Here is a 24,276-nt window from a genome sequence, read left to right on the forward strand (position 1 = left end):
CGCACGTGGGGCCTGGCCCTGCTCGCCAGCCTCACCCTCTGGGCCGCCCTCTTCCTCCTCACATCCACCGCCATCTAGGAGTCCTGATCATGTCCTGCATCACCGTGACCGACCAGCAGCAGCTCGACGCCGCGCTGGCTGATGCCTCCACCACCTGTGTGCATGTCGAGTCGGAGCGGGGGGTGTGGCTGCGGGTGTCGTCCGACTCGGCCACCGTCCGGGCGTACGGCTCGGCCACCGTCCGGGCGTACGACTCGGCCACCGTCGAGGCGTACGGCTCGGCCACCGTCCGGGCGTACGGCTCGGCCACCGTCCGGGCGTACGACTCGGCCACCGTCCGGGCGTACGGCTCGGCCACCGTCCGGGCGTACGACTCGGCCACCGTCCGGGCGTACGACTCGGCCACCGTCCGGGCGTACGACTCGGCCACCGTCGAGGCGTACGGCTCGGCCACCGTCGAGGCGTACGACTCGGCCACCGTCCGGGCGTACGACTCGGCCACCGTCCGGGCGTACGGCTCGGCCACCGTCCGGGCGTACGACTCGGCCACCGTCCGGGCGTACGGCTCGGCCACCGTCCGGGCGTACGACTCGGCCACCGTCGAGGCGTACGACTCGGCCACCGTCCGGGCGTACGACTCGGCCACCGTCGAGGCGTACGACTCGGCCACCGTCGAGGCGTACGACTCGGCCACCGTCCGGGCGTACGACTCGGCCACCGTCGAGGCGTACGACTCGGCCACCGTCCGGGCGTACGACTCGGCCACCGTCGAGGCGTACGACTCGGCCACCGTCGAGGCGTACGACTCGGCCACCGTGCACGCCCACCGCTGCGCGACCGTCACCGCCGGCAGCCACACCGCCGTGCACCTGCACTCCGGCCAGGCCACCGTCACCGGCGGCGTCCTCATCGACGTCACCCAGCTCGACCTCGCCAACCCGGCCGCATGGTGCGACCACCACGGCGTCACCGTCACCGACGGCACCGCCGTCCTCTACAAGGCCCTCGGCGACGACCTCACCGCCGGCCAGGAGTACGGCAAGCCGACCGTCTACACCGTCGGCCAGACGGTCACCTGCGACGACTGGTCCGACACCAACGACTGCGGCGGCGGCCTGCACTTCTCCCCCACCCCGCACCAGGCCAGCCAGTACTGCTTCGACGCGAGCCGCTGGCTGGCCGTGGAGGTCGATGTGGCGACGCTGCGCCCGATCGACGGCGGTACGCCGAAGGCGAAGGCGAAGAGCTGCCGGGTGCTGCGGGAGGTCGACGCGTTCGGCCGCCTCATCGCCGGTGAGGTCACCGCCACCGCGACGATCACGCGGGAGGGCTGATGACCACCACCGAGCCCCGCCGCATCACCACCATCCAGTACCTCAAGGCCGCCGTCGCCGCCCGCCTCGGCCTGGAGGCGGAGCACCAGGGTGCGACCCCGGAGTGGGCCGAGCTGCTCCGTACCGGCCTCAACGATCGGCCCGCCCGCCACCGCCCGCCGACCGCGATCGCCGCCGTCCCGCACCGCGAGGTCGTCGACGAGCACCTCGGCGTCATCCGCGTCGCCGGCCAGGAGCCCGCCCGCATCCACGACGAGATGACCGGAGCCACCGCATGACCGACACCGACCTGCGACTCACCGACCTCGTCGGCACCGAACCGCCACCCCCGCCACCAGCGCCGACCGTCACCGATGAACTCGAGTTCGCCCCGCAGCAACAGGAGGCCATCGACCGCATCACCGACTGGTACGCCGACGAAGCCAGCCAGGTGTTCCGGCTGTTCGGCTACGCCGGCACCGGCAAGACCACCCTCGCCCGGCACATCGTCGAAGGCCTCGGCGTGTCTGCCCTGTACGCCGCGTTCACCGGCAAGGCCGCCTACGTCCTCCGGTCGAAGGGCTGCGACGGGGCGTCGACCGTCCACAGCCTGATCTACCAGCCTGTGGAAAAAGCCCGCAAGCGGCTCGACGAGCTCAAGGCGAAGCTGCGTGACACCGACGACCCGACCGAGCGGGCCGAGCTGGCCCGGCACATCGCCGTCGAGCAGGCGAAGATCGACAGCCCGGACTGGATCCTCCGCGACGAGACCGAGCTGACCGCCGCCAACCTCCTCGTGCTCGACGAGGTGTCGATGGTCGGCGAGCGCATGGCCTACGACCTGCTCTCCTTCGGCACGAAGATCCTGTGCCTGGGTGACCCGGCGCAGCTGCCCCCGGTCGACGGCGGCGGCTACTTCATCAACCACGCGCCCGACCACCTGCTTACCGAGATCCACCGCTCCGCCCTCGACAGCCCGGTCACCCGCATGGCCACCGCCATCCGCAACTCGGAGCCCGGCGAACGCTCCTACGGCATCGCCGGCCGCGACGGCGACTCCGGCCGCTTCGACCGGCTGTCCATCGCCGACCTGCTCGCCTTCGACCAGGTCCTCGTCGGCCGCAACGCCACCCGCTGGCAGGCCGTGCACCTGCTGCGCGGGCTGCGCGGCCTCGTCGGTGCGCCGCAGGCCGGTGACCGGATCATCGCCCTGGCCAACTCCGGCGAGGCCGAGGTGTTCAACGGCCAGCAGTTCGACGTCCTCGACACCCTCCCCTCCGACCGGGAGGACCGGCATCGCCTGGTCGTCCGCGACGACGAGGGCGGCGAGCGCTACCTCACCGTCTGGGCGTCCGGCTTCCGGGACCTGGAAGGCGAGAAGCAGGCAAAGCGGGACGGCCGCGGCACCGTCGTCGCCGCCACCTTCGCCCAGGCCATCACCACCCACAAGAGCCAGGGCAGCCAGTGGCCCCGCGTCCTCGTCGTCGACGAATCCTCCGTCTTCTACGGCGCCGCCTACCGGGAACACGCCAAGACGCTCGGCCCGGCCGCCGCGTCGATCGAGGGGCACGTCAACGGCCGCCGCTGGCTCTACACCGCCGTCACCCGCGCGGCCGAGCGCGCCGTCATCGTCCCCAGCCTGAACGGAGTCCTCGCATGACCGCCACCACCGTCGACGTCGGCGACCTGCGCCGCGCCCTCCGGGTGACGCTGCCCTTCACCGACCGCGGCGGCATGCCGGTCATGGAGTGTGTGCACCTGGAGGCCGCCCACAACAACCTGGTCGCCACCGCCACCGACCGCTACACCCTCGGGCATCTGCGGATCCTCGCCGCCGGCGACCCGCTGCCGTCCACGCTGCTCAACCGCCGCGACGCCCGGCTCCTCCGCCGCGCCCTCGACGACCAGCCCGGCCAGCACACCGCCCGGATCCGCCGGGTACGCAAGCTCGACGGCCCCGACCGGCTGGAGGTGGAGACCGAGCGACTGACCATCCGCCTGGAAGTGGTCAAGGGGAAGTACCCCGACGTCGCCCACCTCTTCGAGGTCAAGGCCGACGACCCGAGCGGACTGGACGCCCCGGCCAACCTCAACCCGGAACTGATGCGCCCGTTCGCCAAGGCGGCCAAGGTCCTCAACGTCCCCGACGTCGTCCGCTGGACCTTCCGCGGCACGAAGAAGCCGGTGCGGGTCGAGATCGGCCGCACGTTCGTCGGCCTGATCATGCCCCGGTCTTTCCCCCACAACTTCGACCCGGCTCCGGTGCCGGTCGGGCTGGTGAAGGCATGACCTCCGCCGTCGACACCGAGCTCGCCGCGCTCATCGCCTCGCTCCGGATCGAGCAGCCGCCCGCGGCCGCCGCCCCGGCCGAGCCGCGCTGCGCGGTCACCGAGCTGCTCGTCGCGCAGTGCTCGCACTGCCGCCCGGCCGCCGAGGAGCCGAGCCGCCTCGGCCCGTGGATCAGCGCCACCTACCGCGGCCGGTGCGGGAACTGCGGCACCACGATCGAGGAGCTCGACGACATCCGCGCCGACGGTGACGGCGGATGGCTCTGCCACCGTTGCGGCCAAGCCGCCGAGAAGCCGTCCACCGTGCCGAGCGCTGACGAGCTCATCGCGCCGCCGTCGACCGCGAGCGAGATCGCCCCGGCCGTGGCCAAGCTGGTCGGTCCGGCCCTGACCGGACCGCCGCCTTCGACGGTGGCCGAGATGCGCGAGGTCTTGGGCGACCTCGACGCTTCCCGGCCCCGCAGCCAGCAGGTCCGGCTCGGCCCGTCCGAGCTGGGCACGCCGTGCCAGCGGCAGATCGCCATGAAGCTCGCCGGCATCGTCCGGCAGCCGGAGGACAAGCGGCCGCCGTGGGCGCCCATGCAGGGCACCGCCATGCACGGGCTGATGGAAGAGGCGCTGCGCTTCCACAACGCCCAGCTCGGCCGCGAGCGGTGGCTCGTCGAGGAAGCGCTCGTCGTCGACCCGGGCCTGCCCGACGTCGACCCGATCACCGGCCACGGCGACGCCTACGACACCGACCACGGGATGGTCGTCGACTGGAAGTACGTCGGCGTCACGACGCTGCGAGAGGTCAAGCGCAAGACGATCCCCAACGAGCAGCTCGTCAAGCCCGAATACCGGGTCCAGGCACACCTGTACGGCCGCGGCCACGAACGCGCCGGCCGCGACGTCCGCTACGTGCGGCTCGTGTTCCTCGCCCGCTCCCACGACTACGCCGACAGCGCGGAGTGGACCGAACCGTACAAGCCGGAGATCGCCGAGTGGGCGGTCGACCGGTTCTACGCCACCCACGACCTCATCGGCCCGCACGGCCTCGACCTCGCCACCAACCCCGAGCTGTGGCCGGCGGTGCCGGCGGCGCCCGGGAAGGCGTGCGATTGGTGCCCGTTCCGCCGGGTCGGCGGCCCCGCCGACGCCACCGGCTGCCCCGGCAACACCGACCAAAAAATCGACAAGCAGCTTTCCGGCCTCATCGCCTAACCAACCAGAAGGAGCACAACAACCCATGGACGCCAACGACCTGCTCATGAGCGGCGGCATCAAGTCCATCAAGTGGAAGGACGAGCCGATCGGATACACCGTCATCGGCACCATCGTCGACCAGCCGAAGGTCGAACAGATGAAGAAGTACGACTCCGACGAGCTGGACTTCTGGCCCTCCGGTGACCCCAAGATGCAAATCGTCGTCACCCTCGGCACCGAACTGCGCGACCCGGCCAACGCCCAGGACGACGGCAAGCGGAAGCTGCACATCTCTCCGCGCATGATGAAGCCCGTTCGGGAAGCGGTGCAGCGCGCCGGCGCGCCCGGCCTGGCCATCGGCGGCCGGCTCGCCGTACGCCGCACCGGCGGCACCGGCGCCACCGGCTCTCCATTCGAGTTCGCCGCCGAGTACGCGCCTCCGGCCGTCGACCCCGGAAGTCTCCTCGGCGGCAACGCGGCTGCCGCACCTGTCAGCCCCGCCCCGCCCGCGGCACCCATGCTCACCCAGCCCCAGCCCCAGCCCCAGCCAGCTACAGCGCCGGCATCGGCGGCGGCCCAGTCCCTCGGCATCACCGGGCCAGCCCAGCCGATGACGATCCCCTGCCCCCAGGGCATGGACCCGGTCAAGTGGGAGGCCCTGCCGCTCACCCAGCAGCAGGCCATCGTCGCCGCCATGGCCCCGGCCCCAGCCGCCGCCGGGGCCGGTCAGATCCCGCCGTTCTGATCCTCATCGCTTCGCCTGTTCCACCGCCGGCCCCGCCCCAGCCCCGGGGCGGGGCCGGACCCCCCAAGATCGGAGCATCGATGACCATCACGGCGAACCGGCAGGCCGCGGCCCCCGTCTTCGACCCGGCCGCCGTCCGCCAGTGGCTCGGCATCCTCCACGGCGACAGCCCGGGCCACGTCCACATCTGCTCCACCGACGACTGGGCCGGCCGCCTCTTCGGCGACCTCGACGCCGCCACCAAGTACGTCACCTACCTCGACCAGCAGGGCCGCGAAGGCATCTACCTGCGCGTCACCACCCTGCGCACCGACCGGACGATCGGCGGCCGCGGCGGCGCCGCCGACTCCGCCGCGCTGCCCGCCCTGTGGGCCGACCTCGACCTGGCCGGCCCCGGCCACGCCGAGCAGGACCTCCCGCCCGACGAGGCCGCCGGCCGCGCCGTCATCGACGCCACCGGCCTGCCCGAGCCCACCATCTGGGTGCACTCCGGCGGCGGCCTCTACCCGATCTGGCTGCTCGACCAACCCCACACCCTCACCCAGGACAACCTCGACCAGGCCAAGGCCCTGGCCAAGGACTGGCAGCGGGTCATCGAGCACGCCGCCGCCTCCCTCGGCTGGCGGTACGGCCGCGGCGTCGGCGACCTCGCCCGCGTGCTGCGCATCCCCGGCACCGTCAACCGCAAGGAAGGCCTCGCCCGCCCCTGCCGCATCATCGCGGCCATCCCCACCCGCTACACGGTGCAGCAGCTCGTCGACGCCCTCGCCGCCGCCATGCAGCGCATCGCCCCCGCCGAGCCGGCCGGTCCCGCTGACGTCGGCAACGCACTGGTCGGCACGCCCGCCGGGCCCCGCCCGGACGGCCAACTGGCACCGGGGGAGGACTTCAACCAGCGCGCCGAGTGGCCGCAGATCCTCAGCCCGGCCGGCTGGCGCGAGCACTACCGCTCCGACGACGTCACCTACTGGACCCGCCCCGGCAAGCCCACCGGCACCTCGGCGTCGACCAACGCCCTCGGCACTGACCGGCTATACGTCTTCACCACCAACGCCGACCCCCTAGAAGGCAACGAGTCCTACTCGAAGTTCGGCGCGTATACGGCCCTGCACTTCGGCGGCGACCACAAGGCCGCCGCCCGGGCACTCGGCCAACAGGGCTACGGCAGCCCGCTCCCGGACCCGGCCACCGAGCAGGCCGCGATGATCCGCGACCTCATCGGCCATCTCGACCAGCCCGGCCTCAGCATCACCCAGCCGCCGGCGACCACGCCGGCTACCGCGCCGGCCGCCGACCATCCCGCCCCGGCGCAGCGGCAGCCGCCGCGGATCTGGGCGCCCGAGATCGACGTGTCCAACAGCGCGGTCGCTGCTGACTGGCTGCGAGAGGAAGCCGGCCGCGGACGGCTCGCCGGGCTCTTCAAGCGCCTCGACGCCGTCGTGCACACCCCTCGCGAGGGTGAGGACGGGTACGTGCCGCTCACCGACGACGACGCCAACGACGACGGGCCTGCCCAGATCCGACCCGTCAACGATTCCAGCCTGGCCAGCCGCATCACCTACACCTACGGCTGCTTCCGCTGGACGAAGAAGGGCGACCAGGACATCCCCGTGCAGGCCCTGTTCCCGCGCCCGGCCGCCCGCACCGCCCTTGACGTCCCCGACATGCTGCCCAACCTCCGCACGCTGCGAGGCGTCATCCACACCCCTGTCGTCCGCGCCGACGGCAGCCTCATCGAGGCGCCCGGCTACGACCCCGCCACCGGCCTGCTGCACCTGCCCGAGCCGGGCCTACACGTCCCGCCCGTGCCGGACACCCCCGGCCCCGGCCAGGTCACCGACGCGGTCAAGCTCCTGCTGGAAATGATCGACGGATTCCCGTTTGTATCCGAGCACTACCGGGCCAACTACCTCGGCGCCATGCTCACCCCGCTACTGCGCGCCCTCACCCCGCCGCCGTACAAGCTCCACGCCATCGAAGCCCACCAGCCCGGCAGCGGCAAAACCCTGCTCGCCAACCTGGCCAGGCACATCCACGGTGGCGTGTTCCGCGCCGAGATGCCTGAGGACGACACCGAGCTGCGCAAGCAGATCACCGCCATCCTCGGCATCACCACCGGCCCCGTCGTCGTCCTCGACAACGTCTCCGGGCAGCTGCGCTCCAGCACCCTCGCCGGCCTGCTCACCACCGACCTGTGGGACGACCGCCCACTGGGCTCCACCGCCTGGACCCGCGCCACCAACGACCGCGTCTGGACCATCACCGGCAACAACATCGCCATCGGCGGCGACCTGCCACGACGCACCATCCGCACCGTCATCGACCCGGGCCGCCCCAATCCGGAACTGCGCACCGGATTCGCCATCTCCAACCTCGAAACGTGGGTTCGGGAACGGCGCGGAGAACTGCTGCACGCGCTTCTCACCCTCGTCCGCGCCTGGGTCGCCGCCGGTAAACCGCTACCACCGGAGCGGGCCAGTGATTCGTACGCCCGCTGGGTTCGCACCGTCGACGGCATCCTGCGGATCGCCGGAATCGAAGGGCAATTCGACCACCCCTCCACGCAGATCGACGTCGGCACCGACGACGACGAATGGGGCATCTTCCTGACCGCCGCCTATCAGGCATTCAAAGAACGGGAATGGACCGCCAAGGATCTGCTCGGCCAGGTCGACACCGGCGCGCTGCTCACCCCCGGCCAGATCCCCGGGGACGCCCTGCCGGACGAGCTCGCCGCCAAGGCTAATCGGCACCCGAAGGGTCCGACCGGCATCGCCAAGTCCCTCGGATGGTGGCTGCGCAACCGAGAGGGCCGCTGGGCCGGCGGGTTCGCCGTGCGTCGCGCCGGGCTCGACGTCCACAAAACTCAGCTCTGGCAAATCCACACAAGTCACGGCGGAACGGACGCCCCATGAACAAGATCATCCGGGTTTCGGGGTTTCCCGGGTTTCTCTCCGTCCCCCGCGCGCACCTGTCTGACGAAGCGAATACGGAGCGTAACGAATTCGTGGATGAGGTTTCACAGACCGGCGACAGAAAACCCGGGAAATCCCGAAACCCGGATGATCTTCAAACCGAGGAAACCCGATGACCCGCCACCTCATCTCCACCGTCGCCACCGACCACCGCTGCGACCGCTGCCACACACCGATCATCACCGCCCTCGACGACGGCATCCCCGCCCGAGTCGACGCCACCCCACTCCCAGACCGCCAAACAGAAATCGACGCCCTCCTCAACGGCAAATTCACCTACACCCTCACCCTCAACCGACACCTCATCCACCGCGACGCAGACCGCATCACCGCCAACACCCTCACCGGCACCATCCACGCCGAACACAAATGCACCGCCCCCGCCCAACTCACATTCGACGACCTAATGAACGGAGCACAATGAACACGCCGCGCGTAGTGGGACTCGACCTTTCGATAACCGCCACCGGAATCGCATGGTGCGACGGCACCACCTACACCATCACCCCGAAACGAGACGGCGACGCCCGTCTCCTCGAAATCGAATCCGAAGTCGCCCGCGCCATCGACGGCCGCGCCATCGACCTGGTCGTCATCGAAGACCTGCCCATCAACGCCAAGTCCGCCGGCATCACCGGCATGGTCCACGGCACCATCCGAACCTGGCTACGCCGCAACGCCATCCCCTACGCCCTGCTCAGCCCCGCCACGCTCAAGAAATACGCCACCGGCAAAGGCAACTGCGGCAAACCCGAGATGGCAGTCGCCGCCTACAAGCGGTTCACCCGCGAACCCGCCGACGACAACCAGGTCGACGCGCTCTGGCTCCGCCACGCAGGCCTCGACCACCTCGGCCACCCCGACACCGCCATGCCCGCCGCCCAGCGTGCCGCCCTCGCCACCGCCAAGTGGCCCGCCCGACTCAACACCACCGTCTGAGGAGCCCGCCGTGACCACCGACCACACCTTCGCCGCCCACCTCACCGCCACCGCGTCTGGCCTCGGTTCCCCGTGTCGCGCGCAGGGAATCCGTCCGGCCGACTGGCAGCAGAAGGCAGTCGACGCCGCCCGAGACGCCCTCACCCAGGCGTGGGGGTGGTCCGACGACAGCGTGATGCCCGCCCGGATCGCTGAGGTGGCGGTCAGCGCGATCATCGACGCCGGGCTGGCCGGTGCGGGCGGACGCTGCCCGACGTGCGGGGAGACGTACCCGCGGACCATGCCGGCGGGTGAGGACCAGCGGTGCTGGACGTGCTCGACGGAGGAGGTTGCCGGGCTGCCGGAGTACGGCGGCGGCGAGCAGAGCCTCACCGACCGGCTCGCGGCTGCCCTCAAGCGGCTGATGCACCTACTCGACCAGCACGCCCAACAGCAGCAACTTCCCGAATACCACTGGGGCCGCGCCTGGAGCCCCACCCAAGACGAGGCCACCTGCCCCTGCCCGAAAGCGCCCTGCGGCTACGTCATCCGCTCCAGCGAGCCGACCGGGTGTGAGCTGCACGGGCCGATGCAGACGATGCGCGGTGGTCACCCCGCCGACCGGTGCCCGGCGAAGTCGGCCGAGGCGACCGCCGTTTCCAGCGTCATCGCCGTCCCCAGCCGGTTCGCGCGCGCCGCCGGCGCCGCCCACGGCCAGAACGACGCCCGCGACTGGGTCCGCCTGTACACCGGCTCCGGCCGCCAGTACGAGGGCTACCGCAGCGCGTCGTGCCCGGGTGACGGGGTTGCCGGGCACCAGCACGACGTCCGCTGCGTCGACCGGGAGGGCTGACCGGTGATCTGCGACGTGTGTGGCCTCCCCGACCCGTACAACGGCGACGGCGACGGCATCGGGTCCTGCGACTGCCCCCGCTGCGACCACGGCTGCGGCGTCGCCCGCAGCTCCTACCTGTGCCAGGGCCCGGACGACGACGACCCCGACGCCGGCTGGCCCGACGACGACGAGCCGTGGCCCGACGACGTCGTCCCCCGACCCGTCGAAACCGTCGAGCTGCCAGGAGTCAGCCGATGACCTGTCGAGCATGCCGCGGCACCGGACGATGCCCGCTCTGCAAGGGCCAGTCCGCCGGGATCCTGTTCGTCTGCGGAGCCTGCGCAGGCACGAACCGGTGCTACATGGAGTGCCGCGACGAGCAGCTACCGCTGTTCGAGGTGCCCGTCGAGCTGCCCCGCCGGATCAGCCGATGACCCGAGCCCGCCCCGCCACCCGCCGCGACCAAGCCGTCAACAGTGCGCTCGCCACACCACCACTCGCCACCAAGCCCATCCCCCGCGCCTGCCCGAAGTGCGAGGCCCCCGCCGGGAAGCCCTGCCGCCGCTGGATCGCCGGCAGAGTCCGCGGACAGGACATCGGCGGCGGCTACTGGAAGCCACTCAAGGGCGTCCACGCCGAGCGTAAGAACCACCGCACAACCCGCTGAGGAGCACCGTGACGCCCCACCACCTCCACGCCCTGGCCGCCGCCTGGTCCCTCCACACGGCCCGCCAAGTGCTCGCCGTCCACGTCGACCGGGAGAGACGCCACAACGCCAACGGGCTCCTCGACGCCGCCCCCATCCTCCGCAGCCCCACCTACGGCACCCGGCACGCCCCCGGCGACCACGGCGACCCCACCGGCACGCTCCTCCTCGACACCCGCCCCACCCGGGACACCACCTGGAGCGACCTCCACCGGCGGCTCACCGGCAAGCTCCGCTGGCTCGCGCAGCAGATCGACGCGCCCGGCGCAGGCCTCGGCCTCGACCCGCTCGCGCTCCTGATGACCGCCCTGCCGCGCCTCCAGCCCGGCACCGCCGCCGCCATCGGCCGCCACCTGGTCGACGAGGAGCGGTGGGTACGCGACGCCATCCGCCAGCCGCGCCCCACCCAGCCGCTCGTCGGCATCCCCTGCCCCCACTGCGGCGAACGCCAGCTGGTGGTGCAGACCGCCGGCCCCATCGACGCCTGGACCGTCGTGTGCGCCACCGGCCGCCACTGCACCGGCCCGGACTGCCGGTGCGGGATGCCGGGCGCTGTCGAAGGCGTCACGCACATCTGGCCCCGCAGCGTCGTCCTCGGTCCGGTCGCGGGAAGCGCGCCGACCACTGGGGCAGGATGAACTCATGCCGAAGATGTACAGAGCTGAGGAGAGACCGCACCACCTGGCGAAGAACTGCCCCGAATGCGGGGAGCAGGAAGTCACCCGAGGCTGGACGGAGGACAGCCGGCTGGTGGGCACCTTCTACCTGCCGAACGATGTCTGCACCAACTCCGATTGCTCACGGGGCGCACAGACCAGCGCCTTGTGATCATCCCGGCCCGGAGCGCGCACTCCCGCGCTCCGGGCCATTCGCTGTCCGATGTGCCCGAAACGCGCTACACCATAACCACCGCTATGGTGTAGCGCTCGCGCGCGGGCAGGTATCAGCCTAGGAAGGTACGATGAGGACGTGACCGAGCCGCACGACGACCTCGCCGACGACCAGGCGATCGCCGAGCTATTCGCCCGCGCCTTCTGCACCTGCCCCAACCCTGTGGAGATCACAACCTCAGCCGACGCCGACCGGAGATACCTCTGCCCGGCCTGCGGAGACCAGTGGACTGAGCGGCGACCATGATCTACCACCACGGCCACGAATACGGCACCGCCGCCGACATCGCCCACCGCCTCGGCCCCGACATCACCCCCGCCAAAGTCCGTGACTGGGCCACCCGCGCCACCAACCCCGACGACCGGCTCCACGGCCTCCTCGACCGCCACCACATCCCCGGCCGAGGCCGCGGCACCACCTACTACCGCCTCGACCAGGCCGCCACCGTTGAGCGCATGACCCGCACGTCGACGCGCGGCGCGACCCGCCGGCTTGACAGCAGCCTGCTCGCTGCCTGATCATTTCCGTCATCCACCAACAGGTGGGGTGTGCCCTCAGCCCGGTCGAGCCTTACAGCTCCCGGGCTGTTGTGCGTCCAGGGTCGGGACGCCGAGGGTGCGGGGAGAGCGGGCAGCCTGGCCCCCGCGAAGACCAGGCTGCCCGCATACCCGACGTCAGCTCTTGCTGGCCGGCGCCTCACCCGGCAGCTTGCCGTAGTGCAGGATCGCGTAGCCCGTGGCGAAGTCCAGCGCCGACTCGTGCAGCCCGGCCTCCGCCGCTTCCTTGGCCGCCTCCAGAAACGACTTCTTGGTCTCGGTTACGAGCTGAATCTCGTCCTGCTCACGGTTCATCGCCATCTTTGTACTCCTCATCGGACTTCGCCCGGCCAGCCGCCGAACACTGAAGGAGATCAACCTCCCCGCCAGCCGGGGAATTCCCAGTCCTCGGAGCAGCCGTGCCCGACCCACCCGCCTCGGTCAAGGTGGATATCACCGTCGCCGGCCACACCGTCATCGTCGAGGCCACCGAAACCCTGGACGTTGTCGCCGCGAAAGCGCTCGACCTGTTTCGGCAGACCACCGACGAAGCCCGTCGTAGCCCTACCGGCTTCACTGCCCCGCCGGCACACGTCGAGTTGTCACCCGACCTCTGACGCGCCCGCTACGGCGTCGACGTCGGTGACGCCCCACCATCCACACCCGTGACCGCCCCAATCGTGCCGCTGAACATGCAACCCGCACAGCACAACAAGACCACCACCAGCGGCCCCACAAGCCACGCCACGATCACCCAGATCCCCACCGTCGCCGCCTTACTCGTCTGCTGATTGACGACCACAGCCGGCGGCGGAGGCAGCGCGTGCGGCCCCATCGGAGGTGGAGGCGGAGGGTACTGCTGCGGCGAATACGGCTGGGGCTGCTGGTATGGGTCCTGTGGATGCACGTCGGTCATGGTCCCGGCGATGCACTGCCAGCGGATATAGCAGCTCACCGTCCGATTTCCTGATGACCTGGCGAGGTGAACGCCGTGAGGTGACCCGTGGCCCCCTTCACCGACCGCGAACGCGAACTCGTCACCCAGCTACACGCCGACGGCAAAGGCCGCAACGCAATCAGCCGCGAAACCGGCATCCACCAAAAACGCGTCTCCGCCATCGCCGCCGAACTCGGCCTCAGCTTCCAGCGCGGCGGCGCCCGCACCGCCGCCGCCACCGAAGCCCGCAAAGCCGACGCCGCCACCCGCCGAGCCGCAATCGAAGAACAAGCACTCGCCGCCGCCGAAAAACTCCTCGACCAAATGTTCTCCAAGGCCAAGGTCTTCAACTTCGGCGGCAAGGAGAACGACTACAACGAGCGTGACTTCGACGAGCCGCCCTTCGCCGACAAGCGGGCCATCGCCACAAGCGTCCAGGCGCTCATGCAGACCGCCCTGAAGATCGCCGAACACGACCGCGCCGACGTCGCCACCTCCGGCGTTGATGCCTGGCTGGAGCACATGACCGAAGACGGCACCGACGAATGACGTACAAGCCGCTCAGCGGGAAAGCCAAGCGCAGCGTCCAGCTGGCCACCGCCCGCTTCAACATCTGGGAGGGCGCCGTCCGGTCATCGAAGACCGTGGCCTCCATCGTCCGCTGGATGAAGTACGTGCGGACCGGACCCGGCGGCAACCTCGTGATGATCGGCAAAACCGAACGCACGCTGAAGCGCAACGTCATCGACCCGATCATCGAGATGGTCGGCACCAGACGCTGCCGCTACCTGGCCGGGGCCGGCGAGGTGTACCTCTTCGGCCGGCGGATCTACACCGCTGGCGCGAACGACATCAAGGCCGTCGAGAAGATCCAGGGCCTGACGCTGGCCGGCGCCTACGGCGACGAGATCGCCAACTGGCCCGAGGCGCTCTGGGACATGCTCGGCACCCGCCTCAGCGTGCCGGGCGCCCAGGTCTTCGCCACGTGCAACCCGGCCGGCCCCGTGCACTGGCTCAAGCGGAACTGGCTCGACCGGTCCGCCCTGTGGATCGGCCACGACGGCACCACCTCCACCGGCCACGCATCGGACCCGGTCGACCTGCACCGCTTCTCGTTCACCCTCGACGACAACCCGCACCTGTCCCCGGACTTCGTCGAGTCGCTGAAGCTCCAGTACGTGGGCCTGTTCTTCAAGCGGTACATCCAGGGCCTGTGGGTGCCCGCCGAGGGCGCCATCTTCGACATGTTCGACGAGAAACGCCACGTCACCGACGGTCTACCCGCGATCTCCCGGTGGATCTCACTCGGCGTCGACCACGGCACCCGCAACCCGTTCCACGCCGTCATCCTCGGCCTCGGCGCCGACCGGAAGCTGCACCTCACCCGCGAATGGCGGTGGGACTCCGCGCAGAAACGCCGGCAGCTCTCCGACGCCGAATACTCCCGCGAGCTGCGGCAGTGGCTGACCAGCGTGCCGGTGCCCCGCTCCGACCTGACCGGCGTCGCCCCCGAGTACACGATCGTCGACCCGTCGGCGGCCAACTTCCGGGTGCAGCTGCACAACGACGGCGTGTCCGCCCGTCTGGCCGACAACAACGTCCTGCCCGGCATCTCCACCCTGTCCACCCTGTTCGCTCTGGGGCTGCTCGACGTGCACGAGTCGTGCCGGCATCTGCTGCTGGAGCTGCCCGGCTACTGCTGGGACGACAAAGCGGCAGAGAAGGGCGAGGACAAGCCGATCAAGGTCGCTGACCACGGCATCGACGCCGCACGGTACGCGGCGCACACGACCCGCGCGGTGTGGCGGCCGATCGTCCGCCCCGGCCTCCCAATCGCCGCCTAACCGAAAGGAGCCACCATGCAGCCCACCATCGGCGACATAGTCCACTACCGGCTGAACGACGCCGACGTCGCGGCCATCAACGCCGGCCGCGACACCATCGCCGTCCAGAAGCACCGCAACCCGGTCAGCCCGGGCCAGGTCTACCCGGCGACGATCACCGCCGTCTTCGATCCGGCCTCCGGCACCGCCAACCTTGTCGTCCAGCTCGACGGCCTCCAGCAGCACTGGGCGACCTCACGCAAGAGGGGCGAGCCGGCGGACGGAAACGAGCCGACCGGCGGCACGATCCCGCCGGGCACCTGGCGCCGGATGCCGAGCATCTGATGCGCCCCACCAGCATTCCCGACGAACAGGTCACCGCCCATCCCGGATCCATCAAAGGCGTCATCGCCGGCCCACCCGGCGTCAGCCCCGTCGAAGCCCTCTTCGACGGCCTCGTCGACGGCGGCTTCGAACGCGCCATGATCCGCTGCGCCCTCGAACCCGGCGACATCGAAAAACTCCAAGCCGGCGGCCACGTCTGGCTCATCTTCGCCGGCCCCATCCCCGTCTTCGCGCTGAACGTCACCCCACCCGAGTAGGAGGGATCCGCCATGCCGCTGCCCTCCGACACCCGGCAGGCATGGCCGCCCCGGGACCTGGCCCCCGTCTTCGCGAAGATCGACGAGTGGACGGCCTGGTACGCCGGACAGCCCGACCAGCTCGCCCACACCTACGACCGGTCGAAGCCCCGCGACCGGCCCGCCCAGTACCGCGGCGGCATGGTGGGCCGGGCCGCCCGCTGGTGGTGGGGCGAACCCACCCCGGAAGGCGAGCGGCGGGCGAAGCTGCACATCCCCCTCGCCGCCGACATCGCCCAGACCAGCGCCCGGCTGCTGTTCTCCGAGCCCCCGACCCTGACCGCCACGAACGTCGACACGCGGAAGCGCCTCGACGAGCTGGTCGACGACGGCGCCCACGCCACACTCCTCGGCGCGGCCGAGACCGCTTCGGCGAAGAGCGGCACCTACCTGCGGATCGTCTGGGACCGCAACCTGCGGCCCCGCCCGTGGATCGCCCGCGTCGACGCCGGCCAAGCCGTTCCCGAGTTCCGGTGGGGTGTCCTCACCGCGCTGACGATCTGGAAAGAGCTGGAGCGCAGCAACAACACGGTCGTGCGCTACCTGGAACGTCACGAGCAGGGCGTGATCTGGCACGGCGTCTACAAGGGCACCCTCGACCAGCTGGGCGACCTGGTCGACGTCGGCGGCTGGCCGGACACCTCCTGGCTGAAAACCCTCGAAGGCGTCCAATGGAGGGGCCGCGCCGTAGCCGTACCGACCGTCCAGGGCCGCCTCACAGCCGTGTACGTCCCCAACGTCACCCCGACCCGCATCTGGGCGAACATCCCGGCAGCGGTCGACTTGGGCCGCTCCGACTACGACGGTGTCGAGCCGATGCTCGACGGCCTCGACGAGGCCTGGTCGAGCCTGATGCGGGACCTGCGCCTGGGCGTCGCCCGCCTGTACGTGCCGGAGGAATACCTCGTCAACCTCGGTGTCGGCAAGGGCGCCGCGTTCGATGCGGCCAAGGAGATCCTGGTCGGCTTCAAGACGCTCGGCGACGACGACCGCGGCCTGAACATGGAGATGGTGCAGCCGGACATCCGGGTGGAGCAGCACCTGCGCATCGCCGACCAGCTCACCCGCAACATCGTCGAGACGGCCGGCTACTCGGCGGAGTCGTTCGGCATGAAGGACGGCGGGCAGGCCATCACGGCCACGGAGGTGGGGGCGCGGCGTAGCGAGTCGTGGGTGGGCCGCGACGCGAAGATCATCCACTGGCGTCCGGCGCTCGGCGAGATCTTCGAAACCCTCCTCATGATCGACGCCACTGTTTTCGGTACCTCGGTCACGCCGGAGGTGCCGCAGGTCGACTTCGGTGACACGGTCTCCGTGGACCCTGAGAAGCAGGCACGCACTCTGGCCCTGCTCGACGGAGCTGGGGCCATCTCGACCTGGCTGAAGGTCAAGACCCAGCACCCGGACTGGGACGACACGCAGATCGCCGTCGAGGTCGACCGGATCCGCGCCGAACGTGGCGGGCAGGTCGAGGATCCAGACACCTTCACCGGCGGCAACCCGGGCGGACAGGGCGACCCGGCACAGCCGCCGCCGGAGGAGTGATGACGCATGCCGGTCAGCCGCACCATCGCCGAAGACCTGGCCCGCGTCCTTGTCGAGCTGTACGCCGCCGCTGAAACCCAGCTGGCCATCGACATCGCGCGCCGTCTCAGTGAGGGCATCGACTCGCCCGACTGGGCAGACCGGAAGCTGACCGCACTCGGAACGCTGCGACGGTGGGCAGAGCAGCTGCTCCGACGCCTCAACGGCGCGATGGCCGACGAGGTCGCCCAAGCGATCGTCTTGGCCTACATCCGCGGCGGTAACGCCGCCATGCAAGAACTGGCCCGGCTCCAGTCCACCCACCCGGAGTGGATACGCCTAGCCCGAGTGACCAGCGTTTCGCCAGCACTTCAAGAAACGATCACAGCGCAGACGGCCCTGACCGCTGCCGCCCTGGCTCAGGTCAGTGTCGCGCTCCCTGGCGTCGAGGCATCACAGAGCCTGGCTTTCAGCCTCGTCAGCAAGCTACAGGGCACCCATCTGCGAATCCTGCGATGGGACCTCGACGCCTACCGGGAAGTTGTCGCCCGAGCCTCGCAGGACGTGCTGCTCGGCACCGCAACCCGCCGCCGGGCGGCCCAGGTGGCGTGGGAGCGGCTCTTATCCCGCGGTGTGACCGGCTTCGTCGACAAGTCCGGCCGCAACTGGGAGCTGGCCTCGTACGTGGAGATGGCCGTACGCACCACCGTCGCCCAAGCGGCCGTGCAAGGCCACCTCGACCGGCTCGCCGCCGCTGGCCTAGACCTCGTCATCGTGTCCGACTCCCCGCAGGAGTGCATCAAGTGCCGCCCGTGGGAGGGCAAGGTCCTCGCCCGCGTTGGTGTCGGTGCTCGCACGCTGAAGGTGCCGCACACCACCCGGGCCGGTCAGACGGTCACTGTCGAGGTGGCTGGGTCGGTCGCCGAGGCGATCACCGCCGGGCTGATGCACCCCAACTGTTTCCCGGCTGAGGTGCTGGTCTCAGCGCCCAGCGGTGTCGTAGCGGCGGACGCTCGACGGTATGAGGGTCCGCTCGTCGTCATCCACACAGCCAGCGGCGATGAGCTGCCCGTCACCCCAAACCACCCGGTACTGACGCCGGAAGGATGGGTTCCGGCGGGACAACTCCAGGTAGGCCAGAGCGTCCTGCGCTACTGCGGCGACGTCGAGCGTTCGGCCCTGGGTGCACCAGACGATGAGCAGGTTCCAGCCCGCATCGGCGATGTATTCGACGCGCTGCGGAAGGCGAGCCCGGTGCCGGCCGTCCGCGTGCCAGTTACCTCCGAACAGTTCCACGGCGACGGGCTCGGCTCCGATGTCGATGTTGTACTTACCGATGGCCTGCTGAGGGACGGCCCTGGGCAGGAGTGCAGCCACCGCCAACTCATCAGAGGTGGCGTGCGCGCGCGTTCGCTGCTTGCCGGCGGCACGCTTGACGAGATCTTCCTCGGTGCGCTCCACCCCGCGCACGGCCTCATGGGCGGCAGCGAGCTGGGCAGTGCGCTGCTCGGGGCTCATATGAGCCCACTTGCGGCGCTCAGCCTCGCCCCGGTCGGTGCGGTAACCACGACGAATGAGGGCGGCACTGACGGTCGGCTGCTTACGGCCAACCTGGGCGGCGATCTCGGACTGCGGCACCCCGTCCAGGTGGAGCCGGATGGCGGTCTCGATCCAGTCGCCGGTGCGCCGGGTGGGGACGCCAGCCGCGCGCAGCTTCCGGTCGAGGGTGGCGCGGTTGACTCCCATGGTGGCCGCGATCTCGTTGGGGCTCTCTCCGGACTGGTAGCGGCGGATCGCGTCGTCGAGGTTGAACAGCGGCGAGAGTGGGCGGGGCATGTCTACAACCTCCAGACGCGCGACGGCTGGTACGTCGCTGGCGGAATTGTAGTGCACAACTGTCGGCACAGCCTCAGCGCCTACCTGCCCGGGATCACCCGTGCGCCCACCAACACTGAAGACCCGGAGGGTGACCGGGCCCGGCAGCATCTGCGCTACCTGGAACGGCAGGTTCGTGCGTGGAAGCTGCGCCAGGAAGCCGTCATCGACCCGGCCGCCGCCAAGACAGCCGGCGTGAAGGTCCGCGCCTACCAGGCCAGGATCCGCGATCACGTCGCCGCGACCGGCCTCATCCGGCAGCCGGCCCGCGAGCGCATCGGCACCGCCCGATAAGACGTCCGCCGCAATCCTGCGACGGCAGCACCACCCCAACCCGAGAGCCTTGGAGGCTCACTGTGACCCAGCCCGCCCAGCAGCCGCAGACTGCGCCGCCCGCCGCGCCGGCTGCCCCCCAGCAGGGGCAGCCCGTCCAGCAGCCGCCCAGCCAGCCGCCCGCTCCGCCGGCACAGCCCACCCAGCCAGCGCAGGCATGGCCCGGCTACGCGCCGCCGCCCGCGCCCCCGCAGCAGCCTCAGCCCGCCGTCCCGGCGTGGCTCCAGCAGCCTCAGGCGCCCGGTCAGCCGCCCACCCAGCCCGGTCAGCCCGCACCCCAGCCGTACGCGCCGCAGCCGTACCCGCAGGGCCAGGGGTATCCGCAGCTCCCGGCCACCTACCCGCCACCGCCGGCCCCAGCCGACGGTGACGACGGTCAGGGCGGCTACGACTTCACCCGCCTGCCCAAGGGCGCGCGGGAGGAAATCGAGCGGCTACGCGCCCGCGACCAGCAGCACACCACACAGCTGAAGGTCGCGGCCGTGTCCCAGCAGGCGTGGGCGCTCGCCCCGCAGCTGGGTGTCAACCCGCAGGCCCTGGTCGGGTCGATGGCCTGGCAACAGGCCGCGGCACAGCTGGACCCGAACGCTGCGGACTACGCGCAGCGGCTGCCCTGGACCATCCAGGGTGTCCTGGCCGCGAACCCGTGGATGGCCGCCCCCACCCAGCCGGCACCCGGCCAGGGCGGGCAGCCGGCGCAGGGCCAGCCGACCGCACCACCGCCGCAGCCGCCGCCGGCGCCGCAGCCCACCGGGCCGGCGCGCTCCGGAGGCGACTTCAGCGGCGCACCGGCGGGCGGCGCAACGCAACACGTCGGAACAGGCATCGACCGGCTCCGGCACGCCTACAGCCAAACCTCACCCTAGGAGTCCACCCATGGCGGTGACCCTCGCGCAGGCCGCGCTCCTGTCGCAGAACGATCTTCAGCGTGGCGTCATCGAGACGTTCGTCCAGGCCTCGCCGATCCTCGACCGCATCCCGTTCATGGACATCGAGGGCAACGCGTACGCCTACAACTCGGAAGGCTCCCTGCCCGGGGTCGAGTTCCGGGCCGTCAACGACCAGTACACCGAGTCGACCGGCGTGATCAACCAGGCCACGGAGTCTCTGGTCATCCTCGGTGGCGACGCCGACGTCGACACCTACATCGCGAAGACCCGTGGCAACCTCAACGACCAGCGGGCCGTCCAGACCGCGATGAAGGTCAAGGCGGCCTCGTACCGGTTCCAGGACGCCTTCTTCAACGGCGACGTCGCCGGCGGCGGTGACGCCTCGAAGGGCTTCGACGGCCTGCGTAAGCGGCTCGTCGGCGCGCAGGTGTTCGCCCCCGACGCCAACGGCATCCCCGTCATCGGCAACGGCGGCTCGGACGCTCACGTCTTCTTCGACGCCCTGGACAACCTGCTGTCGCGGGTGCCGGGCATCAACGCGGAGAACGGCGCGATCTACGCCAACAGCTTCATCAGCGCGAAGATCCGCAGCGCGGGCCGGCGCATCGGTGGCGTCGACATCGTCAAGGAAGACCTCACCAGCAAGCGGGTCCTCACCTACAACGGCATCCCGGTCCTCGACCCGGGCGACACCGCCGCCGGCGTCAACATCCTGCCGCAGACCGAGACGCAGGGCACCGCTGGCGCCACCACCAGCTCCATCTACGCGGTCAAGTTCGGGCAGGACGAGGGCGACAAGGGCGTCACCGGCCTCACCAACGGCGGCGTCGACGTCCGCGACCTCGGCGAGCAGCAGGTCAAGCCGGCCTACCGGACCCGTATCGAGTTCTTCTGCGGCGTCGCGGTGTTCGCCGGTAAGGCCGCCGCTCGTATGACCGGCATCAAGAACCTGTGATCGAGGACATTTCGCGGGTCCGCAAGGTCTTCGGGATCCGCAGCCACGACGAGGCAACTGCGTACGTCGTCGACGAGGCGTACCTCACCGACTTCGACTGAAGGGAGGGCGGCCATGCCGGCTGCCAAGACCACCAACAAGTCCGAGCAGGGCTCGGACAAGCCGACCGCGCAGGAAGTGGCGGACAAGGTCGCCGCCGAGGGCCACACCCCGGGGGAGCGGCCCAACGTCACCATCGTCGAGGGCCAGCAGCCGGGCGACCCGTCGGCGGTCGCGCCGGGAGACGCTCCGGCCGACACCACGGACCCCCGGGAGCGGGTGTCCACCGTTCCGGTCGACGCGGCCAAGGCGGCGGAGGCGGCGAAGGCCGGTCAGGGGCCGGTGGCCGCGTACGTCAAGACCGGTGACACGCCCGTGACCGGGCAGGCGGACCCGGACCGGGACGTCAAGAAGGACCGGTACGAGGAGTACGAGCACCAGGGCGTCAAGCTCCGCCGCAACATGGAGACCGGCAAGTCTGAGCGGGTCAGCCCGAAGGGTGAGTCGAAGCCCGAGTGATGCAGGGGGCGGCCGGGGACTGACCTGGCCGCCCCTCGCACAGATCTCCGCCCGAGGGAGGGCACGTGGCGTACGCGACCATCACCCAGCTCAACGACAAGCTGGGCCGCACCCCCAGCAACGCTCAGCAGCTCCTCGACCGGGCTTCCCGCGACGTGGACCGGGCACTCCTGTGCGCCGTCTACGACGCGCAGGACCCGGTCGTGGTCACCGCGCTGCGCGAAGCGACGCTGGAGCAGATCGCCGCGAACCTCACCCATGGCAACAGCACCGGCCTCGGCGGCACCCGCCGCGGCGGCTTCTCCATCGGCCGGCTGAGCGTGCAGGCCGGCAGCAGCGACGACCCGCCGGTGAAGATCGGCACCCTGTGGGAGCAGGCGTGGACGATCCTCCAAGCCGCCGGGCTGACCGGCCATCAGCCGCAGAGCCGGTGAGCAGCCGTGAACTGGGCCGAGTTCATCACGGAGTGCATTCCCGAGCCACGCACGGTCAGGGTGGAGGCGTACGAGGGCTCCGGCGCGTACGGCGACACGTACGCGGCCCCCGTCGACGTGGCCCCGTGCGTCGTCGACGACACCAACCGCCGGGTCGTCGCGCAAACCCAGGGCGCCCAGGGCGGCGAGGTTGTCTCGTCGACCACCGTTTTCGCGCCGCCCGGCACGGTGGCCCCGCCGGGCTCCCGGGTCACCCTGCCGTGGTCGGGACGCGTCACCAAAGTCCTAGCCACCTCCGTGCTCGAAGATCACGGTCTTGACCTGCCCGAGCACGTCGAGCTGTCCCTGGAGTGACCCGTGGCCGATGACGTGGACGTCGACTGGAACGGCCCGGAACTCGAGACCCTCATCGAGGGCGCGGAACCCGCCGGGCTGCTCCTGGCCGCCGAGCACCTCCTCCAGGTGTCCCGCACCGAAGTGCCCCTCGAGGAAGGAACGCTGGAGCGTTCCGGGACCGCCACGGTCGACGAAAGCGACCGCGTCGCCGCCGTCTCCTACGACACCCAGTACGCGGTCCCGCAGCACGAAGAGATGGACTGGCGGCACGCCGCAGGCCGCAAAGCGAAATACCTGGAAGACCCCATGAACAACGAGCGCGACACCATGCTGGAGTTGGCCGCCGCGCCCATCCAGCAGGCGCTGGGAGGCTGACATGGCCACAGGTGACGGCTGGACGTCCCGGCTCCTGACCGGCCTCGCCCAGCACATCCACGCCGCCGGCGTCGCCGTGTGGCGGCCGACCGGCGGCTATCAGCCCACCGAAACCGGCATCGTCGTGCGTGGCATCCCCAGCAGCCCTGACCGGATCATCACCCTCGCCCCTTACCCGGTCACGACCACCCCCGGCGTCGCCGATGTGACGCAGGGCGTGCAGCTGCGCCTACGCGGCACCACCGACCCGCGCGTCGTCGAGGACCTCGGCGACGCCCTGTTTGACCTGCTGGACTCCGCGACCGGACTCGTCTGGTCGGGGATCCCGGTCGTGCACGTGTACCGGCAGTCCTACGCGGCGCTCGGCGCCGACGGCAACGGCCGCTGGGAATCGAGCCACAACTACTACGTCGACGCGATGCGCCAGACACCTAACCGCACCATCTGAGCCGGGAGGCACCTGATGACCCAGCCCGTCGACTACGTCACCGCCCTCGCGCGCCGGTTCGCCGTCGAGGTCGACCTCAACCCGTCCGGCGTCGCGAATTGGCAGCCGCTGATCGGCGTCGAGGATTTCAAGCCGGGCCGCACGCAGCGTAAGCAGGCCGACGAGGCGTATGACGACGCCGGCGCGGAGCGGCAGGCGATCACCGGGTCGTCCTGGACGATCGACATGAAGCTCATCCACAGGACGGGTCTGGATGGGGTGACGTTCAACGCCGTCCAGGAGCACCTGCGGGTCAAGAGCGAGGCGTCCGACGCCCTGACGGGTGAGGCGCACGTCCGATGGTTCGACCGGTCCGGTGTGGGTGAGGCGTGGGAAGGCCGCTGCCTCGTCGACTGGGTGCCGGACGGCGGCAACGGCGGCGCCCGCGACACGATCAGCGTGAAGCTGAACGGGCAGGGCGCCCGGGTGGCGATCACCAACCCGAACGCGTCGCCGCTGCCGGTGGTGGCGGGTCTCGCGCCGACCGGTGGCGGCGTGGCCGGCGGCACCCTCGTCGAGATCCGGGGCCGCAGGTTCACGGGCGCGACGGCCGTCACGTTCGGCGGCACCGCGGCCACCAGCTTCCGGGTCGTGTCGGACACCCTCATCGTGGCCGTGGCCCCCGCCAAGGCCGCGTCCACGGTTGACGTGCTGGTCACCACCCCGGGCGGCACCAGCGCCAACACCGCCGCCGACAACTACGTCTACGCCTGATC

Annotated in this window: 34 protein-coding genes; 33 read left to right on the forward strand and 1 reads right to left on the reverse strand. The window is 70.7% G+C overall.

Going from position 1 to position 24,276, the window contains the following annotated elements; translation table 11 throughout:
• Window positions 1-89 precede the first annotated feature (89 nt).
• The 17 genes from ACN27D_RS14570 (at window position 90) to ACN27D_RS14650 (ending at window position 12,374) form a co-directional block, all read left to right on the forward strand.
• Window positions 90-1,334, forward strand: coding sequence for a DUF7666 domain-containing protein (locus ACN27D_RS14570; RefSeq protein ID WP_421499301.1), 1,245 nt, complete (start codon window positions 90-92; stop codon window positions 1,332-1,334).
• A complete protein-coding gene (locus ACN27D_RS14575) occupies window positions 1,334-1,612 on the forward strand; it encodes a hypothetical protein (protein ID WP_421499302.1) in 279 nt (92 codons plus the stop codon). The genes ACN27D_RS14570 and ACN27D_RS14575 overlap by 1 nt, the downstream gene beginning before the upstream one ends.
• Window positions 1,609-2,973 carry an ATP-dependent DNA helicase gene (locus ACN27D_RS14580; RefSeq protein ID WP_421499303.1) on the forward strand — a complete coding sequence of 455 codons (1,365 nt, stop codon included), beginning with the start codon at window positions 1,609-1,611 and terminating at the stop codon, window positions 2,971-2,973. The genes ACN27D_RS14575 and ACN27D_RS14580 overlap by 4 nt, the downstream gene beginning before the upstream one ends.
• Window positions 2,970-3,602 (forward strand): hypothetical protein, encoded by a 633-nt coding sequence (locus tag ACN27D_RS14585; RefSeq protein ID WP_421499304.1) that lies wholly within the window; start codon window positions 2,970-2,972, stop codon window positions 3,600-3,602. The genes ACN27D_RS14580 and ACN27D_RS14585 overlap by 4 nt, the downstream gene beginning before the upstream one ends.
• Window positions 3,599-4,804 carry a hypothetical protein gene (locus tag ACN27D_RS14590; RefSeq protein WP_421499305.1) on the forward strand — a complete coding sequence of 402 codons (1,206 nt, stop codon included), beginning with the start codon at window positions 3,599-3,601 and terminating at the stop codon, window positions 4,802-4,804. The genes ACN27D_RS14585 and ACN27D_RS14590 overlap by 4 nt, the downstream gene beginning before the upstream one ends.
• Window positions 4,805-4,829: 25 nt before the next feature.
• Entirely contained in the window at window positions 4,830-5,531 is a 702-nt protein-coding gene (locus tag ACN27D_RS14595; protein WP_421499306.1) for a hypothetical protein, read from the forward strand.
• 80 nt (window positions 5,532-5,611) lie between these two features.
• Entirely contained in the window at window positions 5,612-8,446 is a 2,835-nt protein-coding gene (locus tag ACN27D_RS14600; RefSeq protein ID WP_421499307.1) for a hypothetical protein, read from the forward strand.
• Complete coding sequence (locus tag ACN27D_RS14605) at window positions 8,443-8,622, forward strand: hypothetical protein (RefSeq protein ID WP_421499308.1); 180 nt, start codon at window positions 8,443-8,445, stop codon at window positions 8,620-8,622. The genes ACN27D_RS14600 and ACN27D_RS14605 overlap by 4 nt, the downstream gene beginning before the upstream one ends.
• On the forward strand, window positions 8,619-8,930 hold the full coding sequence (locus tag ACN27D_RS14610) for a hypothetical protein (RefSeq protein ID WP_421499309.1): 312 nt from the start codon (window positions 8,619-8,621) through the stop codon (window positions 8,928-8,930). The genes ACN27D_RS14605 and ACN27D_RS14610 overlap by 4 nt, the downstream gene beginning before the upstream one ends.
• Complete coding sequence (locus ACN27D_RS14615) at window positions 8,927-9,445, forward strand: hypothetical protein (protein ID WP_421499310.1); 519 nt, start codon at window positions 8,927-8,929, stop codon at window positions 9,443-9,445. Before ACN27D_RS14610 ends, ACN27D_RS14615 begins: the two co-directional genes overlap by 4 nt.
• A 10-nt stretch (window positions 9,446-9,455) precedes the next feature.
• A complete protein-coding gene (locus ACN27D_RS14620) occupies window positions 9,456-10,277 on the forward strand; it encodes a hypothetical protein (protein WP_421499311.1) in 822 nt (273 codons plus the stop codon).
• Between the two features lie 3 nt (window positions 10,278-10,280).
• Window positions 10,281-10,517, forward strand: coding sequence for a hypothetical protein (locus ACN27D_RS14625; protein ID WP_421499312.1), 237 nt, complete (start codon window positions 10,281-10,283; stop codon window positions 10,515-10,517).
• Entirely contained in the window at window positions 10,514-10,693 is a 180-nt protein-coding gene (locus tag ACN27D_RS14630; protein WP_421499313.1) for a hypothetical protein, read from the forward strand. Before ACN27D_RS14625 ends, ACN27D_RS14630 begins: the two co-directional genes overlap by 4 nt.
• On the forward strand, window positions 10,690-10,926 hold the full coding sequence (locus tag ACN27D_RS14635; RefSeq protein ID WP_421499314.1) for a zinc finger domain-containing protein: 237 nt from the start codon (window positions 10,690-10,692) through the stop codon (window positions 10,924-10,926). Before ACN27D_RS14630 ends, ACN27D_RS14635 begins: the two co-directional genes overlap by 4 nt.
• 8 nt (window positions 10,927-10,934) lie before the next feature.
• Window positions 10,935-11,603: a hypothetical protein gene (locus tag ACN27D_RS14640; protein ID WP_421499315.1), complete on the forward strand. Its 669-nt coding sequence runs from the start codon at window positions 10,935-10,937 to the stop codon at window positions 11,601-11,603.
• A 331-nt stretch (window positions 11,604-11,934) separates the two neighbouring features.
• Window positions 11,935-12,102 (forward strand): hypothetical protein, encoded by a 168-nt coding sequence (locus ACN27D_RS14645; RefSeq protein ID WP_421499316.1) that lies wholly within the window; start codon window positions 11,935-11,937, stop codon window positions 12,100-12,102.
• Window positions 12,099-12,374: a hypothetical protein gene (locus ACN27D_RS14650; RefSeq protein ID WP_421499317.1), complete on the forward strand. Its 276-nt coding sequence runs from the start codon at window positions 12,099-12,101 to the stop codon at window positions 12,372-12,374. Before ACN27D_RS14645 ends, ACN27D_RS14650 begins: the two co-directional genes overlap by 4 nt.
• Before the next feature lie 156 nt (window positions 12,375-12,530).
• Here ACN27D_RS14650 and ACN27D_RS14655 read toward each other — a convergent pair whose 3' ends face one another.
• On the reverse strand, window positions 12,531-12,707 hold the full coding sequence (locus ACN27D_RS14655) for a hypothetical protein (protein ID WP_421499318.1): 177 nt from the start codon (window positions 12,705-12,707) through the stop codon (window positions 12,531-12,533).
• A 104-nt stretch (window positions 12,708-12,811) separates the two neighbouring features.
• Here ACN27D_RS14655 and ACN27D_RS14660 point away from each other — a divergent pair, with 104 nt between their 5' ends.
• The 16 genes from ACN27D_RS14660 (at window position 12,812) to ACN27D_RS14735 (ending at window position 24,274) form a co-directional block, all read left to right on the forward strand.
• Entirely contained in the window at window positions 12,812-13,009 is a 198-nt protein-coding gene (locus ACN27D_RS14660; RefSeq protein ID WP_421499319.1) for a hypothetical protein, read from the forward strand.
• Window positions 13,010-13,057: 48 nt separating this feature from the next.
• Window positions 13,058-13,183 carry a hypothetical protein gene (locus tag ACN27D_RS14665; RefSeq protein WP_276469463.1) on the forward strand — a complete coding sequence of 42 codons (126 nt, stop codon included), beginning with the start codon at window positions 13,058-13,060 and terminating at the stop codon, window positions 13,181-13,183.
• 212 nt (window positions 13,184-13,395) lie between these two features.
• Window positions 13,396-13,878: a helix-turn-helix domain-containing protein gene (locus tag ACN27D_RS14670; RefSeq protein ID WP_421499320.1), complete on the forward strand. Its 483-nt coding sequence runs from the start codon at window positions 13,396-13,398 to the stop codon at window positions 13,876-13,878.
• Window positions 13,875-15,173: a PBSX family phage terminase large subunit gene (locus ACN27D_RS14675; protein WP_421499321.1), complete on the forward strand. Its 1,299-nt coding sequence runs from the start codon at window positions 13,875-13,877 to the stop codon at window positions 15,171-15,173. The genes ACN27D_RS14670 and ACN27D_RS14675 overlap by 4 nt, the downstream gene beginning before the upstream one ends.
• A gap of 15 nt (window positions 15,174-15,188) precedes the next feature.
• Window positions 15,189-15,497 carry a hypothetical protein gene (locus tag ACN27D_RS14680; protein ID WP_421499322.1) on the forward strand — a complete coding sequence of 103 codons (309 nt, stop codon included), beginning with the start codon at window positions 15,189-15,191 and terminating at the stop codon, window positions 15,495-15,497.
• A complete protein-coding gene (locus ACN27D_RS14685) occupies window positions 15,497-15,754 on the forward strand; it encodes a hypothetical protein (RefSeq protein WP_421499323.1) in 258 nt (85 codons plus the stop codon). Before ACN27D_RS14680 ends, ACN27D_RS14685 begins: the two co-directional genes overlap by 1 nt.
• Window positions 15,755-15,766: 12 nt before the next feature.
• The gene (locus ACN27D_RS14690) at window positions 15,767-17,338 is read left to right on the forward strand and encodes a phage capsid protein (protein WP_421499324.1); all 1,572 of its coding nucleotides are present in this window, start codon (window positions 15,767-15,769) and stop codon (window positions 17,336-17,338) included.
• Between the two features lie 6 nt (window positions 17,339-17,344).
• The gene (locus tag ACN27D_RS14695) at window positions 17,345-19,486 is read left to right on the forward strand and encodes a phage minor capsid protein (protein ID WP_421499325.1); all 2,142 of its coding nucleotides are present in this window, start codon (window positions 17,345-17,347) and stop codon (window positions 19,484-19,486) included.
• A gap of 62 nt (window positions 19,487-19,548) precedes the next feature.
• A complete protein-coding gene (locus tag ACN27D_RS14700) occupies window positions 19,549-20,391 on the forward strand; it encodes a hypothetical protein (RefSeq protein WP_421499326.1) in 843 nt (280 codons plus the stop codon).
• Between the two features lie 10 nt (window positions 20,392-20,401).
• Complete coding sequence (locus ACN27D_RS14705) at window positions 20,402-21,370, forward strand: major capsid protein (protein ID WP_421499327.1); 969 nt, start codon at window positions 20,402-20,404, stop codon at window positions 21,368-21,370.
• A gap of 114 nt (window positions 21,371-21,484) precedes the next feature.
• Window positions 21,485-21,928: a hypothetical protein gene (locus ACN27D_RS14710; RefSeq protein WP_421499328.1), complete on the forward strand. Its 444-nt coding sequence runs from the start codon at window positions 21,485-21,487 to the stop codon at window positions 21,926-21,928.
• Window positions 21,929-21,993: 65 nt separating this feature from the next.
• On the forward strand, window positions 21,994-22,362 hold the full coding sequence (locus ACN27D_RS14715; protein WP_421499329.1) for a hypothetical protein: 369 nt from the start codon (window positions 21,994-21,996) through the stop codon (window positions 22,360-22,362).
• A gap of 6 nt (window positions 22,363-22,368) precedes the next feature.
• Window positions 22,369-22,716, forward strand: a complete 348-nt coding sequence (locus ACN27D_RS14720; protein WP_421499330.1) for a hypothetical protein — start codon at window positions 22,369-22,371, stop codon at window positions 22,714-22,716.
• A 3-nt stretch (window positions 22,717-22,719) separates the two neighbouring features.
• On the forward strand, window positions 22,720-23,073 hold the full coding sequence (locus ACN27D_RS14725; RefSeq protein WP_421499331.1) for a hypothetical protein: 354 nt from the start codon (window positions 22,720-22,722) through the stop codon (window positions 23,071-23,073).
• Between the two features lies 1 nt (window position 23,074).
• Complete coding sequence (locus ACN27D_RS14730; protein WP_421499332.1) at window positions 23,075-23,521, forward strand: minor capsid protein; 447 nt, start codon at window positions 23,075-23,077, stop codon at window positions 23,519-23,521.
• 15 nt (window positions 23,522-23,536) lie between these two features.
• Window positions 23,537-24,274 (forward strand): phage tail tube protein, encoded by a 738-nt coding sequence (locus ACN27D_RS14735; protein WP_421499333.1) that lies wholly within the window; start codon window positions 23,537-23,539, stop codon window positions 24,272-24,274.
• The last annotated feature ends 2 nt before the right edge of the window (window positions 24,275-24,276 follow it).

Source organism: Micromonospora sp. WMMD1274 (assembly GCF_049179035.1).
GTDB classification, from domain to species: domain Bacteria; phylum Actinomycetota; class Actinomycetes; order Mycobacteriales; family Micromonosporaceae; genus Micromonospora; species Micromonospora tulbaghiae.